Annotated in this window: 16 protein-coding genes; 6 read left to right on the forward strand and 10 right to left on the reverse strand. The window is 71.3% G+C overall.

Features of this window, described 5'->3' with window-relative positions:
• Positions 1-138: 138 nt before the first annotated feature.
• The 3 genes from ACGFRB_RS28910 to ACGFRB_RS28920 all read left to right on the forward strand — a co-directional run bounded on the left by ACGFRB_RS28910 (position 139) and on the right by ACGFRB_RS28920 (position 3856).
• Positions 139-1065: a UTP--glucose-1-phosphate uridylyltransferase gene (locus ACGFRB_RS28910; RefSeq protein ID WP_393247168.1), complete on the forward strand. Its 927-nt coding sequence runs from the start codon at positions 139-141 to the stop codon at positions 1063-1065.
• Between the two features lie 63 nt (positions 1066-1128).
• A complete protein-coding gene (locus ACGFRB_RS28915; protein ID WP_393247169.1) occupies positions 1129-2271 on the forward strand; it encodes a hypothetical protein in 1143 nt (380 codons plus the stop codon).
• A 37-nt stretch (positions 2272-2308) separates the two neighbouring features.
• On the forward strand, positions 2309-3856 hold the full coding sequence (locus ACGFRB_RS28920) for a glycosyltransferase family 4 protein (protein ID WP_393247171.1): 1548 nt from the start codon (positions 2309-2311) through the stop codon (positions 3854-3856).
• 24 nt (positions 3857-3880) lie between these two features.
• On the opposite strand, the gene ACGFRB_RS28925 is transcribed toward ACGFRB_RS28920, so the two are convergent.
• Entirely contained in the window at positions 3881-5083 is a 1203-nt protein-coding gene (locus ACGFRB_RS28925) for an IS110 family transposase (protein WP_393247173.1), read from the reverse strand.
• Positions 5084-5294: 211 nt separating this feature from the next.
• On the opposite strand from ACGFRB_RS28925, the gene ACGFRB_RS28930 reads away from it, so the two are divergent.
• The gene (locus ACGFRB_RS28930; protein WP_393247175.1) at positions 5295-5906 is read left to right on the forward strand and encodes an HAD-IA family hydrolase; all 612 of its coding nucleotides are present in this window, start codon (positions 5295-5297) and stop codon (positions 5904-5906) included.
• Between the two features lie 112 nt (positions 5907-6018).
• Here ACGFRB_RS28930 and ACGFRB_RS28935 read toward each other — a convergent pair whose 3' ends face one another.
• From ACGFRB_RS28935 to ACGFRB_RS28975, 9 genes are all read right to left on the reverse strand, one after another.
• Positions 6019-6648, reverse strand: coding sequence for a response regulator transcription factor (locus ACGFRB_RS28935; protein WP_393247177.1), 630 nt, complete (start codon positions 6646-6648; stop codon positions 6019-6021).
• Positions 6649-6734: 86 nt separating this feature from the next.
• On the reverse strand, positions 6735-7628 hold the full coding sequence (locus ACGFRB_RS28940; RefSeq protein ID WP_363005017.1) for an endonuclease/exonuclease/phosphatase family protein: 894 nt from the start codon (positions 7626-7628) through the stop codon (positions 6735-6737).
• Between the two features lie 27 nt (positions 7629-7655).
• Positions 7656-8312, reverse strand: a complete 657-nt coding sequence (locus tag ACGFRB_RS28945; protein WP_393247179.1) for a hypothetical protein — start codon at positions 8310-8312, stop codon at positions 7656-7658.
• A 240-nt stretch (positions 8313-8552) separates the two neighbouring features.
• Positions 8553-8675, reverse strand: a complete 123-nt coding sequence (locus ACGFRB_RS28950) for a hypothetical protein (protein ID WP_393247181.1) — start codon at positions 8673-8675, stop codon at positions 8553-8555.
• Positions 8676-9014: 339 nt separating this feature from the next.
• On the reverse strand, positions 9015-10379 hold the full coding sequence (locus ACGFRB_RS28955) for an MFS transporter (RefSeq protein ID WP_393247183.1): 1365 nt from the start codon (positions 10377-10379) through the stop codon (positions 9015-9017).
• A gap of 394 nt (positions 10380-10773) precedes the next feature.
• Positions 10774-11640 (reverse strand): hypothetical protein, encoded by an 867-nt coding sequence (locus ACGFRB_RS28960; RefSeq protein ID WP_393247185.1) that lies wholly within the window; start codon positions 11638-11640, stop codon positions 10774-10776.
• Positions 11641-12178: 538 nt separating this feature from the next.
• Positions 12179-12715, reverse strand: coding sequence for a hypothetical protein (locus ACGFRB_RS28965; RefSeq protein ID WP_393247187.1), 537 nt, complete (start codon positions 12713-12715; stop codon positions 12179-12181).
• Complete coding sequence (locus ACGFRB_RS28970; protein WP_393247189.1) at positions 12712-13170, reverse strand: hypothetical protein; 459 nt, start codon at positions 13168-13170, stop codon at positions 12712-12714. Before ACGFRB_RS28970 ends, ACGFRB_RS28965 begins: the two co-directional genes overlap by 4 nt.
• A 23-nt stretch (positions 13171-13193) precedes the next feature.
• Entirely contained in the window at positions 13194-13676 is a 483-nt protein-coding gene (locus ACGFRB_RS28975; RefSeq protein WP_393247387.1) for an ATP-binding protein, read from the reverse strand.
• A 213-nt stretch (positions 13677-13889) separates the two neighbouring features.
• Between ACGFRB_RS28975 and ACGFRB_RS28980 the strand changes: the two genes are divergently transcribed.
• Positions 13890-15164, forward strand: coding sequence for an XRE family transcriptional regulator (locus ACGFRB_RS28980; protein ID WP_393247191.1), 1275 nt, complete (start codon positions 13890-13892; stop codon positions 15162-15164).
• Positions 15161-15700 carry a GNAT family N-acetyltransferase gene (locus ACGFRB_RS28985; protein WP_393247193.1) on the forward strand — a complete coding sequence of 180 codons (540 nt, stop codon included), beginning with the start codon at positions 15161-15163 and terminating at the stop codon, positions 15698-15700. Before ACGFRB_RS28980 ends, ACGFRB_RS28985 begins: the two co-directional genes overlap by 4 nt.
• The last annotated feature ends 52 nt before the right edge of the window (positions 15701-15752 follow it).

The raw sequence follows: 15752 nt of genomic DNA on the forward strand, positions 1-15752 counted from the left end.
CGCTCGTCGCTCTTCCATCTTTCGTGTTGTCGGGGGGGGGGGGGGGGGGGTTTGGGGGGGGGGGGGGGGGGGGGGGGGCCCGGCCGGCCCGCCCCCCCCCCCCCCCCCCCCCCCCCCCCCCCGACCGAGAGAGACACGATGTCCCCGACGATCCGCAGGGCCGTGATTCCCGCCGCCGGCCTCGGCTCCCGCCTGCTGCCCCTGACGAAGGCCACCCCGAAGGAAATGCTGCCGGTCGGCGACCAGCCGGTGATCGAGCACACCGTGCGTGAACTGGTGGACTCCGGGATCACCGACATCACCATCGTCGTCTCCGGTGGCAAGGGACTGATCCAGGACCATTTCCGCCCCAACCCGGGGCTCGTGGAGCAGCTGCGTGCCGATGGCAAGGACGCGTACGCGGACGCGGTGGAAGAGGTCGCCGACCTCGCCCGCCGCGGGCACATCACCTACCTCGACCAGCACGGTCCGTACGGCAACGGAACCCCGGTGCTCAATGCCGCCCGCGCCTTCGGGGACGAGCCGGTGCTGGTGCTGTGGCCCGACGACGTGTTCGTCGCGAAGGTGCCCCGCGCCCAGCAGCTGATCCGCGCCTACGAGAAGACCGCATGTCCGGTGCTGGCCTTGATGCCCATGGACCGCAGCGAGTCGCAGCGCTACGGCGTCCCGGTCGTCAAGGAAGACCTCGACGGCGGGCTGCTGCGGCTGACCGGTCTGGTCGAGAAGCCCAAGCCGGAAGACGCTCCGTCCTCGTACGCGGCCATCGGCGGCTACGTCATCACCCCCGGCATCATCGACGAACTGCGCGAGCAGACCCGCCGCTGGCAGGAGCACCGGACCGGCGAGATCTACCTGACCGACGCCATCAACGAATACGCCTCCACCAGGGCGGTGTACGGGCAGGTCATCCAGGGCCGCTGGTACGACACCGGCAACCCGGTCGGCTACCTCGTCGCGCAGATGGCCTCCGCCCTCGCACACCCCGAGTACGGCCCGGCCCTGCGCGGCCTCGTCAAGGAACTCGACGACGCTGACGCCGGGGAGGGCGCCACCGCCGCGTCCTGACCGTCCGCCCCTAGAAGGGTGGGCCGCCGGTCAGGCGCGGCCCACCCCTCAAGGAGCACCCCCATGGGACGAGCACCGCAATACGAAGAGGTCATCGACCAGCACGACACCTGGCTGGTCGCCAATCCGGTGCAGGGCTGCCCGAAAGGCTGCCGCTACTGCTACCTGGAAGACCTGGGCCTGACCCGCGCCCGGCCGGAGGTGCTCGCCACCCCCGAAGAGACGGTGGCCCAGCTCCTCACGCACCGCTACTACCACCCCGAGCTGGTCGTCGCCCTCTACACCTGCACCGACGCTCTGGCCACCCCCGTCACCCGCGCCCACCTGACCGACCTGCTCGACGTCCTGGGCGCCTCCACGGTCCGCAACCCGATCTGTCTGATCACCAAGTGCGCGATCCCCGACGACGTCGTCGCGTGCATCACCCGCAACCGCGCCGCCGGGCTGCCCATCGTGGTCTACCTCAGCTACTCCGGCCTCGGCCCCGACATCGAGGCCGGCATCGACCACGACGCGCTCCGGGATAACTTCCCCCGCCTGCACGCCGCCGGCATCCCCGTGATCCACTACTGGCGCCCGTTCCTCCCCCAGAACAGCACCCCCGAGGCGATCGAACGGGTCATGGGCCTGGTCACCCGGTACGCGGCGTGCACCGTCGCGGTAGGCACGAAGGTCAAGCCGACCGCCCTGGACCAGATCACCGGCCTGTGGCCCGAGCTGGCCGACCCCCATCTCGACCCGCGGGCCGCCGACTCGGTCTGGCCCCGGTCCGCCTGGGAGTGGGTGCAGCGCGTCCCCGCCGAATACGCCGGTCACCCCTTCTTCCAGACCAACTCCTGCGCCCTGGCCCATGTCCTCGGCCGTACCGACCGCGCCGGCGTCCACAACACCCCCACCTGCGTGACCGGCAACCGCTGCCCCGCCATCCAGCGCGAGCGCTGCGCCCACGCCGCCACCCGCCGGCCCGCGGTGACCCGCCAGGACATCGACCGTCACCTCGCCGACATCGGCCACCCCTCTCTGCCCTACGCCCTCAACCCGGGCACGCGCACCGTCGTCTTCGACCACCCGCTCCCGCTGTGCGACCGGCACAACCTCGCCCAGGTCCTCGACGTCACCGTCCGCGCTCCCGAGGACCCCGACGAGCGGTACTGGGCGGGCAGGCTCTCCGGCGCCCAGCCGCTGATCGTCGACACCCGCCCGTAGCCTTCACACCACCTCGATCGACTCCACGAGGACCCTCATGCGACACACCATGGACACCGCCGTCCTCTTCTGGCCCCGCGGCGGCAGCGCCCAGGTCATCCGTTACCTCCACCGCGAACTGGACCGCCGCGGCCACACCACCCGCCTGCACGCCGGTTCCCTCGGCAAGCCCGGAGACCCCTCCCACGGCCCCACCTTCTACCAGGGCCTCGACCTGCGCCCCTACGACTACAACGAAGCGATGGCCGCGTTCACCGCCGGAATGAACCCCCGGCGTGTCAACCTGCCGTTCCACCCCTCCTACGAGGACCGCGGACACTGCCCCGACCCGCTGTTCCCCGCCGTCTCCCCGGGCGGCGCCGACCACCGCACCCGAGCCTGGACCCAGCATCTGCTGGACCACCGCAGCGCCGGCACCGGCCTGCTGCACCTGCACCACCTCAGCTACTTGCAGACCAGCGCCCGCGCCGCCTACCCGGGCGTCCCGCGCGTCACCACCCTGCACGGCACCGAACTCAAACTCATCGACGCCATGCACCGGCGCGCCCGCCTCGCCCAGCGCGTCAACGTCTCCATGGCCGCCCTGGCCCGCGTTCTCCACAGCGACAACCCCCACCGCGCCACCGAGATCCGGCGCCTGGCCAAGACCGCCGGTCTCGACGACGCCGAAACCCGCCTGCTCGCGGGCACTGCCTGGCAGAAGTGGCTCCACTCGGCCTACTGGCTCGCCCGCCTCAAGCAGGCCGCCGTCCACGCCGGGCACCTGGTCACCGTCTCCGACCACGACCGGGACCTCGCCGTCCGCCTGCTCCACCTCGACGACGCACCGCCCGTCATCCCCAACGGCGTCGACACCCACGCCTTCCAGCCCCAGCAGCTCGACGAGGCGCAGCGCCTGGACCACCTGCGCCGATGGCTCGTCACCGACCCCCGCGGCTGGGCCCCCGGCCAGGGCCCCGGCACCATCCGCTACACCGAACACGACCTCGAACGCCTCCACGACCGCCACGGCCGCCTTCGGCCCCTGCTGCTGTGGGTCGGCCGCTTCCTCGACTTCAAACGCGTCCCCGTACTCCTGCACGCCTTCGCCGCCGCCCGTACGCGCCTCGACCCGGCACCCGTCCTGCTGATGTGGGGCGGCTACCCCGGCGAGTACGAGGGCGACCACCCCGCCGACCTCGCGACCAAACTCGGCATCCAGCAGGACGTGTTCTTCATCGGCTGGCGCGGCCACGAAGAACTGCCCACCGGACTGAACTGCGCCGACCTCATGGTCGCCCCGGCCGTCAACGAGCCGTTCGGCATGGTCTACCTCGAAGCGATGGCCTGCGGCACCCCGCCCATCGCCACCGCCACCGGCGGCCCCGCCCGCACCATCACCGGAACTGGCGCCCACGCCACCGGCTGGCTCGTCGCCCCCGACGACCCCGCCGACCTCGCGTCCACCCTCACCACCGCGATCCAGGACACCGCCGAACACCGCCGCCGCGCCGAGAACAGCCGCGAACACGTCCTGGCCACCTACGACTGGGCCCGCACCACCGACCACTACCTCGACATCTACGACACCGCCACATCGAACTGACCAGAAGGAGTCTCAATGATGAGGTCAAGCCGCTTGCGCGACCGGCAGCTCGGGGGTGAAGACGCGGTTGTCGCGCAGGAGAGCCCACAGGACGCTGGCCCGCCGCCGGGCCAGGGCGATGACGGCTTGGACGTGCTTGCATCCCTCACCGCGCTTCTTGAGGTAGAAGTCCCGGTTCGGCCCCTCGCGCATCATGCTGGTCTGTGCGGACATGTAGAACACCCGTCGCAGACGGCGGCTGTAGCGCTTGGGCCGGTGGAAGTTGCCCGTGCGGCGGCCGGAGTCGCGCGGGACGGGCACCAGCCCGGCCGCCGAGGCGAGATGCCCGGCGTCGGCGTAGGCCGTGAGGTCGCCGGCGGCGACGACGAACTCGGCGCCGAGGATCGGTCCCATGCCGGGCAGAGACTCGATGATCTCGGCCTGCGGATGGCTGCGGAACGTCTCACGGATCTGCTGGTCGATCCGCTTCAGCCGGTCGTCCAAGGCCAGGATCTGCCCCGCCAGGCCGGCCACGATCTGAGCGGCGACGTCCTCGCCGGGCAGAACGGTCTGCTGGGCCTGGGCCGCCTCCAAGGCGGTCGCGGCGACCGCGTCGGCCCCGCGCACGCTGCGGTTGGCCAGCCAGGCCGTCAGCCTGGCCCGGCCGCGACGGCGGATCGCGGCGGGCGTCTGGTAGCCCGTCAGCAGGACCAGCGCGCCCTTCTGCGAGCTGTAGTCGAAGGCCCGCTCCAGCGCGGGGAAGACGCCGGTCAGCGTGTCGCGGAGACGGTTGATCATCCGGACCCGGTCGGCCACGAGGTCGGTGCGGTGGGCGGTCAGCAGTGCGAGGTCGGCGGCCAGCTGGGCCGGCACGTCGATTGTCGCGAAGTCCCGGCGGTTGCGCGCTGTTTCAGCGATGACGTAGGCGTCGCGGGCGTCGGTTTTCGCCTCGCCCCGGTAGGCGCCGGACATGCGGTTGACGGTCCGTCCGGGCACGTAGACGGCCCGCTGGCCGTGGGCCGCGAGCAGGGCCAGCAGCAGTGCGGAGGACGTGCCGGAGATGTCCACCGCCCAGTGGACCTCGTCGGCCAGGTCGAGGATCTCGCCCATGGCGGTCAGGATCGCCGACTCGTCGTTGTCGACCTTCTTCGACCACAGCGTCGCACCGGTCTCGTCGACCGCCGCGGCCCAGTGATGTCCCTTGCCTGCGTCGATGCCGGCCCAGACCCGGTTCCGTCGCTCGCTCACTCGCCCCTCCTCGCTCCGGACAGCGTGCCGTCGGCCCGAGGAACACCCCGCTGTCATCTCCGTAATCAGCGACCGCACACAGCGCGCACATCTCAATCAGCAGCCAGGGCGCCCCGGAGAGCCGGGCGGCCACTCCTTCGAAGCCACTGATGGCAGAGAACCATAAGCCACACCCGGCCCTCCCGGGCCGCCTAACAACTTACGGAGCACCATGCCCGCCATCGACGCCCTGCTCGTCGACATGAACGGCCTCTTCCGGCACTGGCACAACACCGGCGCCCGCGAAAGCGAGCACCGCGCCGGCCTGCCCGAGGGCACCATCGCCCGCTACGCCTACGATCACCCCACCTACCGCCTCGCCCGCGTCGGCGTCCTCACCGACCAGGAGTGGGCCGACGACGTCACCAATCGGCTCGTCGCCGACTTCGGATCGCGCGTCCGCGACGCCCTCACCCCCTGGCGCACCGACCGCGGCGAAGCCGACACCGAGATGATCGGCCTGCTCGCCCGAGTCCGCCAGCACCTGCCCGTCGGCGTCCTGTCCAACTGCACCGACGCCCTGCACTCCGACCTCCGGCACCACGGCATCGAGTTCGACCACGTCTTCCCCTCGGCCGCCCTCGGCGTCGACAAGCCCTCCCCGCACGCCTTCCACCGCGCCGCCGAGCGCATGGGCCACGCCCCCGAACGCCTCGCCTACTTCGACGACGAACCGACCTTCGTCCACGCCGCCCGACACGTCGGCCTCAACGCGCATTTGTTCACCGGGGCGACCGACTTCGCCACCCGGCTGAACACGCTCGGCATCCCCCTTCCCCGCTGATACGAGGCCATCGCAGCATCCTGTGACTCACGGGGCCGAAGCCGCTGGCAGACCCGGTGGGTCACAGGATGCTGTTGACGCACGACCACGTACGAGACCGGATCTCACCTCGTCAGATGAGCCCTTGCCGCATCGCGTACGCCACCGCGTGCGAGCGATTGCGTAACTGCAGCCGGGTGATGACCGCGTGCAGCACGTTCTTGATCGTGCGCTCCGAGTACGACAGCTTCGCCGCGATGTCCGCCGTGTCGTAGCCCTCCGCCACCAGCCGCAGCACGTCCACCTCGCGCGCCGCGAGACCGGTGAAGTGCAGCCCGCGCGGTCCGAGGACCTGGCCCTGGAGCCGCCCGACCTCCTCCAGGAGCCGTCCCACCAGGTCGGAGGGCAGATGCCCGGCGCCCTTCGCGACCGTGCGGATCACCTGCACCAGATGCTCCGGCGTCGCCTCCGCGCGCCGGATCACCCCGGCCACCCCGCACTCGGCCGCGCTCACCAGCCGCTGCTCGTCGATGTCGGTGGTCACCAGGACGGCTCTCGTCGAGCTGGTCCGCCGGATGTGCCGCAGCAGCCGCAGCACCTCCTCGTCGACCGTGTCCACGACGAGGACGACGACCTCGGGCGCCGGATCGGCCGTCTCGCTCCATTCGGTGACCGCGATCTCCGGGCGGGCCCGCAGCTGACTCGTCACTCCGGCCTGCGAGATGGGGTCCTGGGCCCGCAGCGCCACGTTGGTTCGTTGCATTCGTCAGTCTCAGGGTAGGGCCACCCGGCTCGGCAGTCTCGGGGAGACGAGCACTGCCGCGCCGGGCGTTGGTCTTCGGCTGCCTGTTACGCCTGGGTGCCGGTGAGCGTGCTGGGGGCGGGGCGCATGAGGTCCAGGACGGCATCCAGGTCGAGGGTGGTCACGATCGGGAGGTGGTCCGAGATGTGCTTGGCCTCCTCTCCGACGGTGACCTCGATGATGGCCGGTGCGAGTTCTCGGCTGGCGAAGTTCCAGTCGATCCGCCAGTGGCCGCCCTGCCGCACAGGGTTCATGTGGCCGGCCGTCGGCTCGGCGGCGTAGGGCTGTCCCAGGCGGTCTCGTGCCCACAGAGCCACGTCGACGAATCCGGCGGAGGTGAGAGTGCTGTGCGGGCGTACGTCGCTGATACGACGGTCGCCGCTGATGAGGGTGCGGTTGGTGTAGAAGGCGAGGTCGGCGTCCTCCCTCGCCAGCAGCTCCCTCCACGTCTCCTCGGTCGGGGCCTCGTTGGCGGGGGGATAGCTGTTGAAGTCCCCGCCCATGAACGCCAGCCACCGGGGCTTGGCCAAGGTGGTCAGCCACTCGGTCTCGTCGAGCCGCCGGTCCGCCGAGAAGTAGCAGAGGTGGTGGCTGACGATGCTCAGGGAGCGAGCGCCGGAATCCGCGACGAAAGGCGCGGGGACGAGGGTGAGGTTCGCCGGCGGGTGCCAGCCGTTGAGGGGGTGCTCGAAGACGTCCTTCACGACGAGCGGGCTGTGCTCCTGCTCGCGTACGAAGATCGCGTTGTCGTTGGGGCTGTTCGGGGTGCGCGGGGCCGGGTAGCAGCGCATGCCGGTCTTCTGTTCGAGATGCCGGCGGTGCTTGGGCTGGATTTCCTGCGCGAGCCAGATGTCCGGGCAGATTTCGTTGACTTTCTTGGCGACGCGGCGCAGGTTCTCCCCGCGCATGATGTTCCAGGTGAGGAGTCGGTATTCGTTCACTGTGCTCTCCCTGTCGAAGAAGCGGTCTTACCGGGGTGGTGGAGGGGCGAGGGGCTGAGGCGAGAGGGAGCCGATGAGGACGTGCAGCGCACGTTCGACGGCGTCGGGAAACTCGCCGCGCGTCCAACACCCGAGACGCATAGCGGCCTCAAGGTCGGCGAGAAGCCGGGCTTCGCGGTCTGCCTGCCTGTGATCGACGGTGTAGGTCCCAGGCACCTCATGCGGCAGGTGGGGGCGGACCAGGCCCTCCAGGGTCAGCTGGAGGATCGGGACCTGGAGGGCTTGGACCGTCGTGTCGAACTCTTCCGCGAGGGCGGTCCGCTGCGGAAGGGGCGTTCCAGGCGGGTACTCGTGGTCGCCGATGCGCTTACGGATCGTCGAGGCGATGAGGTCGGTGACGGTGAAGGGTCCGTGCGTCGGCAGGGCGCCGCGGTGTGCGGCCCGTACGCCCGAGAAAGCGTGGATCGTGACCAGGCCCTCGTCGCGCAGAACGCGAACGACGGCCCGAACCACGACATCGGGGGCGCCGAATTTCTGAGAGATGCCCTTGTAGGTTCGGAGGACTCCCCCCGGCCAGACGCCGGAACGCAGCTCCTCGCGAAGCGTGGTGAGCAGCATCTCGGCGAGGTGGATTTCGGGTCGGGAGTGGCTCGGCACTGTCGACCGGGTTCGGTCAGAGGGCATGCCGGGCTTCCTCGACGAGATCGACCGGTTGGTGGCGGCGCCCGACGGCGTCACGGCGTCCCTCTCTGCGAGGACGGGCTCGCGGGCCCGTCGAATGGGGTGGAAGCCCTCCGGACGGCGCCGTCGAGGGCAGCCGTGCGGAGGGCGGATTGTGGGTGCGCGGGGAGGCGCGGGGTGGGGCTGGCCACTCTGATCGGGTCACGGTGCGGTGCCGGCAGCAGGCTGGCGCCGCACCGTTGATCAGCTACCCGACGAGATCTCGTCGTGGGGCATCGCCTCGTCGTAGGGCGTGTCCTCGCGCTCCTCGTCGGGGACCAGCTGGGGGTCCAGATCGGCGTCGTGGGGGGTGATGAGTTCGTGCATGGCGTTCCTCTCTTGGGCGGCCCGGCCCGGGGTGGGCGGGGAAAACTGGTGTGATCGGCCGGTCCGAGAGCACTCAGGACGGCGCGGGCGCTCCGTCGCAGCGCTGGCACTTCACGCGCTTCTCCTAGCTCGGGATCGGTGAGGGCACGGGGGAAGGGTCCGAGCGCACATCCCAGACGTGAGCCAACTTGGGGTCCGCATCGGTGCGGAAGTTGGTCGCCTTCCCCCGTGGGCTTGTCCCGCCCCCTGGCGGGCTGTCCTTCGGTCTCGCCAGGGGGCGGAAGTCATCGGGGACGGCCCGCCGGGGCGCGGGAAGATCGCGGCGTCGGCATGGTCGTGTCAGCGGGCACCGCCGCGCACCCCCTCGGGCATGGCCGGCACCGGGCGCGCCGGAGACGTCTGCCCGGAGCGGTGATCGGCCGGGCGCGGGTGCGGGATTCGGGGCTCGGGGAGGGTTTTCAGGCGGCGCAGGGGCGAGCGCCACACCATCCCCGAGGCCAGCAGCAGGACGAGGACGCCGGTGGCCATGACGGTGCGGACGCCGGTGAGGGTGGCGATCGCGCCGGCGGCCAGGGCCGCGATCGGCTGAGAGCTGTTGACCACCCACAGGGAGACCTGCTGCACACGGACTTGGAGGTGGGGCGGGATGGTCTGGTGCTGCATGGAGCGCTGAGTGGTGCCGAAACTGGTGGCGGCGGCGCACTGCATGCAGGCGGAGGCGGCGAGCACGACGAGCCAGACGGGCCCCGGGCGGGCGAAGAGCGCGGCGGCCTGCATGAGCGAGTAGAGGGTGAACGCGACGGCGAGGACGGTGCCGGGCCCGTAGCGGCCGGCAAGGCGGGGGGCGAGGCTGGATCCGATGAGGCCGCCGAGACTGCCCGCGGCCATGATCACCCCGAGGCCGGTCGTGCCGACAGCCACGGTGTGCAGGAGGTGGTACGACAAGAGGGTGGTGATCAGCCCGCCGCCGATACCGACCGCGGTCAGGGCCACGACCAGCGGCCGGAGAAGAGGGTCGCGGACGACGTAGGTGAAGCTCTGCCGGATCCCGTCGAGCATCGGCTCCTGCCTTGCCCGCTCCGTGGCGGCCACGGGCTGGGTGCGGATGCGCGTGGCGCACCATGCGGCGCCGAGATACGACAGGGCGTCGGCGAGGAGCGCGCGGGCGGGTCCGGCTGCGGCGACGAGCACGGTCCCCAGCGCCGCCCCGGCGCTGCTGGCGACGGTGAGCACCGAGGCGTAGGCCGAATTTGCCTGGTGCCCGCGACCGGGGTCGGCGAGCACCGGCACGGCGGCCATCGCCGCGGCCACGTGCAGGGGCGTCAGGACGCCCAGGGTCAGGGCGATGGCGTAGAGGAGGGGCATCGTCAGCGCGTCGAGGCAGGCCGCGGTGGGGATCGCGGCGACCACGGCCGCCGCCGCGATGTCGGTGCAGATCAGGACGGTCCGCAGTCCGTAGCGGTCCACGATCGCGCCGGCGGGCAGGGTGACGATCAGCGCCGGGAATTCAGCGGCGGCCGCGAGCCACGCGACCTGGCCGGGGGTGGCGTGGAGGTGGAGCACGGCGAGGGCGGGCAGGGCCACGGCGTGGACCGCGGACCCCGCGTAGTTGAGGCCCTCGCCGGTCAGCAGCGCGGTGCGGGAGCGTCGACGGTCGGCGGGTAAGGCGGGTGGAACCGTGGCGGTCTCGGGCGCCGTTGTCACGGTGGTGCTCCAGGAGTCGGATGGCCGCGGGGCATGCGGATGCCGCACGGGGGAGACGGGGGTGCCGGGTCGGGTCGGCCGCGTCGCGGCGCCCCGGCGCAGGAGGGGGCCCGCCACCGGGTGCTCGGGCGCGGGGTGGGGTCACCGAGCACCCGGTGGCGGGAATTGGCCAGCAAGGGGCCGGTCGCGGGCCCGGACTGTGGGGGTACCGGGCGGCAGCGGCCGGGACGCCGCATCTGCGGCCGTCGGCGGCGTCACCCCTCGACAGGCGAGGGGCCCCCTTGGGGGCTCTCCCCGCCGTGCCGGAGGAGAGCGGCGCGGGGAGAGCGGTCTGGGTGTGCCGGGCGGGCGTCGTATCGGCCCGCGCCCGGCACGCGGTTCGGAACCGGGGGTGTCAGGCGGTGCTAACCGCCATTCCCTCCAGCAGCTCGACGAACCGGGTCACCTGACCGACGGTGAGGAGACCGAAGGCGTACCAGCCCTGCGTGCACTCGTTGCAGGAGCAGATGGCGCGGCGGGCCGGGAAGAACTCGACCACGACATGCCCGCCGAGCTGCGCCTCCAGGAGGTTCGCGAGCGTGCGCTCGTACTCGTGCAACCCGGCCGTGTCGTGCGGCAGCGGCGCTCTCCAGCCGAGCGTCTGCTGGAGGTTGTCGACGTCGTCGGAGGAGAGCTGGAGTCTGGCGATGTGGTGGGTGCTGGCCGTGATCTCGTCGGGACGGCCCAGGGAGTGCTTTTCGAGGGCGGCGGTCAGTGCGAGGGCGGCGGTCAGGCCGGGCGGCTGCTGGCTGATGAGCAGGGTGGCGAGCGCGTCGACGGCTTCGGGGGTCGCGCCCTCCAGGAGGGTCTCGACCGCGGCGTTGGGGAACGGGCCGTGGTCGGTACGGCTGGTGATCGCGGGGATCCCCGCCGCGTGCAGGACGGCGCGAACACGCTCTTCGGCATCGAGCTGATCGACCTCGACCTCGGGCACGGCGACGACCGGGCCCCTGGTGGAGAGCACCCGTACCAGGCATCCGGAGTCGGCGGGGACCACGGTGAGGGACTGCTCGCCCGGCGCGTGACGCAGGGCCTTCTCCAAGTCGCGGAGGGAGGGCTTCAGTCGGTCGGGCACCGGGGCCTTGCTCTGGACGGGCAGGCGGGGGGTGTCGTTCATGGATGTTCCGTTCCAAGGGTGCTTGCGGGAGCGGGCGGACAGTCGCGTGCCGGCCACGGGCAGCAGGCAGAAGACGACGAGCACGACGGCGGCGGTCCTGTACACGACGTACGCGTCCTCTCGCTGGATGGGCGGGTCCTCCACCGGGCGCTCGGGTACGGGGCGAAATCGCCGAGCACCCGGTGGAGGGTGACCGGGAGAGACCGGGTGCTGCTGCCCGGAGCCACCGCGCGGCAGTACCCGGGGCGCCGCGTCTCCGGTCGTCGGCGGCGGCACCCCTCGGTAGGACAAGGGGCCCCGGGATGCTCTCCCCGCCGCGCCTGAGGCACAGGGCGTAGCGGGGGAGAGCGGTCTGGAACCGCCCCCGTGCCTACGCCCTGTGGCGGGGAGGCCCGGCAGCAGGCCGGGGGCGGAGTGCGGAAGGGGTGGCCCCGGCGCGGGTTCCCCGCGCAGCCGGTGGAGGGGCTGTGCGGCGTCCCACACCGGGGGCCGGCTCGTGTCCCCCGGCCGGGCGCCCCTGTCACGGAGACCTGGCCGACCGGCCGAAAGGGTCCCTTGGCGCCGGAATGAGGCCGGTACCAAGGGGGCTTGGGCCCGTGCCGGGCAGCGGGACAGGTACGGGACCGCCGCCCGGCACGGGGGATCAGGGGACGCCGCCGAAGCGGTCGGCGAGCACGGTGTGGGGGCTCGGCTCGGGCTGGAGCCGCGCCAGGATCCCCCACAGTGGGTCGGCCGGGACGAGCCGGTCATGGCGGTGCTGCCGCAGCCAGTACGGGCCCGGCGGGGCCGTACGGCCGGGCGGCGGCAGCGTGATCGTGTGGGGCGCGCCGAGGCACAGGGCGTGCTCGTGCGGTGCCCACCGGGCGGCGGATCCGGGCGGAACGAGCCAGTAGAGGAAGCCTCCGTGGTCGATCACGGGGCCGCAGCCGCCTTGGATGCTGTCCATCAGGGCGACCGCGTCGTGGGCCCGCGGGCTGGAGCTGGTGATCACGACGTCGCACAGACCACCACCCAGACCGACACGGGTCGGCTCGCCGGCCTGCACGCCGAGGAGGGTTCGGACGCGATCGGCGAGGTCCCGCATGTCGGCGGCCGGCTGGCGGGTTCCTGCGACGGCGTCCGCCGTCGACATCACCCCGGTGGCGTCCCACGTCCTCGCGGGTGTGAGGGTCGTCGTCACAGGTCCACCGGCCCCGGCCGCAAGCTGACGCGCACGATCTTCCCGACCTCGCCGGCGGGAGCCGGGAGCCAGGTGACCTCGCCGCCGTACGCCCGCACATCTCGCAGCCCGCCCCCGCGCTCTCCGCGTACGGCCGCGTCGAAATCGGGAAAGTCGGGGTTGAAGTCCGGGACGTCGATGACCAGCTCGCGCTCGTCGCCGATCCGGAGGAGGACGTTCATCCGCCGCAGTTTGACAGGGGCGCCGCTCTTGGGCTCCCCGTGCGTCAGCGCGTTGTGGACGAGCGCGCACAGGGCGCCCACCGCGATGTGTTGGGGTCCGTCCCAGTGCAGGTACGCGAGAATCGTCCGGGCGGCGATGCGCGCCGCCCGCTCCGCTCCGGGGCGGTAGAAGAGCGGTAAGACCGCAGCCACCTCCGCATCCGGCGCGATCTCGCCCTGCACGATGGGGGGCATCGTGGACGGTCCTCTCGTCGTAGTCAGCATGCCGGTACCTCGATTTCGGCCGGGGTGGAGATGGTGGCCACGGTGCTGCGACCGTCGGGGCTGACGTGCCAGGTGTCCGACAGCGCGTCCACGAGGTGCAGACCGCGGCCGCCGAGAGCGTCTTCGGACGCTGCGGTGAGCCGGGCCGGCTCGGGGTTCTGGTCGCGGACGCGGATTCCCACCGCGCCGTGCTCGACCAGCCCGACGTGCAAGGTCACGGTGCCCGTGCCGTCGGGGCAGCCGTGGACGATCGCGTTCGTCACCAGTTCGGACACGATCAACTCGGCCGCGTCTACTACCCCATCGGGGAAGCCCCGCTGCCGCAGGAATTCCGTGGTCGTCTGCCGAGCGTCGCCGATGAGCCGGGTGTCCGGCGCGAAGGCGACCTCGAACCCGCCCATGCTCCGGACCGGGGCCAAAGCCGGCGCCATCTCCGGTGCAGTGACACGCCCCTGGTCCGCGAGATGCGTTGTCATCGTCACGAGGTTGCTCCCTCCGGCGTGGCCCAGCCCAAACGAGGGGGCTGAGCGTTCCTCCGTACGGGTGCCGCTGTCCGGCGCCACTGCCCAGACAACTCCTCTTGCGGGCAAGCCGGTTAGGCCCTCAAGAGGAGAATCTTGTTGCACCCCCTAGGCCCTTTTGACTCCGTCTTTACCTTCCGTCGTGAATCCGTTGGCTACCTTGCACAGGTGGAAGCCGTGCGCAATGAAGCTCTCGTGGCATGGATGAAGGAACAGGGCTACAGCTCTAACTCCCTGGCCAAGGACGTGAATTCGGAGCTGGAGAAGCTCACCGGGAGACCGGGTACCTACGACGGCCGACGCGTCCGAAGGTGGCGCTCGGGCCACACCCGATGGCCCGATGCGGCCACCCGGGAAGTCCTCACCGCGCTCTCGGGGATGACACCCGCCGACTTAGGGTTCGTTCCACGGCGCCGAACTTCACCGGCGGCCGTACCGCAGGAGGACCCCATGCATCGCCGCACTCTGGTCACTGGCGCCGTCACCGCCGTCGTTGCCGCAGCAGCCCCAGGAACCGCCTCGACACGCAGGATCGGGATGAGCGACGTCGAGCGACTGCAAAAGCAGTTCGCCGCCGTGATCGCAAGCGACCATGCACATGGCGGGAAGCGCATCATCGAGCAGCGGGCCGTGGCCCTCGCCGGGACGGCCATCAACCTCCAAAACTCCGGCTCCGCCACCCAGCGCGTACGCAAGACCCTGTACGCCACCGCTGCCGCGTTCCGCTCGTCGGCCATGTGGGCAGCCATCGACGGCCGCCGCTTCAGCGACGCTCTCGAACACATGCGGGAAGCGCAGGTCCTGGCCGAACTCTCCGGCGACCAGACCATCAAGTTCCGCATCTGGTCCCACGCCGGCAGTTGCTACCGGCACATGGGCCGCCCCGCCGATGCCCGAGCCGCCAACGACGTTGCCCGCGAACTGAGCATCACCCGCCGCGACCCCGCCTTCGCCGCGCTCGGCCTCGCCCGGCAGATGGCCATTTCTGGTGTCTCCCACGAGGTACGCGCCTTGCCGTACACCTTTGACCAGGCCCAGAAGGCGATGGACAGGGCCGACCCTGACGCATTCCGCCCGCTATGGCTGCGGGCCTTCTGGGACGACGCCGAACTCCACTCCCTCGCCCTGAGTGCCAACTTGTCGGCCGGGCAATGGCCGGCCGCTGAGTACCACGCTCACCAGTGCCTGGCCTCACTCCGACCACACATGAAGCGCTCTCTCGCCATCACCACGAGCCGCCTGGCACAGGCGCAACTTGCGCAGGGCAACGTCGAAACAGCCACCGACACCGCCATGCGGGTCGACGCGGCGGCAGCTACCCAACACCCCCGGGTATCCCGCATGCTGCAAGAGTTCGGCGCCGCACTGCGTGCCACGGCACCCGGCAGCGCCAGCGCGCGCACCTGGACCGAGTACACCGCCACTTGGAGGGAACACGCATGACCACGGCACCCGCCATAGAACTCCGCGCCTTCACCGACCTGAGCACCGTCCGTGGCCACGTACTCGACGTTTACGCCGAGGCTCGCGCCCCTCTGCTCCACACCGCGAACTACTCGGTGAACGCCTTCGGCGAACGGCTGGACCGGCACAGCGCCGAGCCCGGCTTCTTGGCCATCCTCGCCTACGACGGCGAGGCACCGGTGGGGTACGCCTACGGCAACCGGATCGAGGACGGGGATCGCTACTGGCAGCGCATGACCCCCGCGCCCAGTGAGGCGTACACGGCCGTTCCCGCAGCGGCCCTCAAGGAGATCGGGGTGCGCACCGCGTGGCGCGGCACAGGAGTGGCACGCCGAATCCACGATGCCTTCCTCGCATCCCGAGACGAGCCGCACGTGACACTGATGGTCAACGAGGCGGCTGGCGAAGGCCGGGTCCACGCCCTCTACTGCTCCTGGGGGTACACGGGCATCGGGCACAGCCAGCCGTCACCGGTATCCCCACGCCTCACGGTGATGATCCGCCCGACCACCTGATCTACATCCGGACTTCGGCCCGGTGAGACCGGGGGCCTCGGCGGAACCTCTT

Origin of the sequence: Streptomyces sp. NPDC048718 (assembly GCF_043198875.1) — a bacterium.
Classification (GTDB): domain Bacteria; phylum Actinomycetota; class Actinomycetes; order Streptomycetales; family Streptomycetaceae; genus Streptomyces.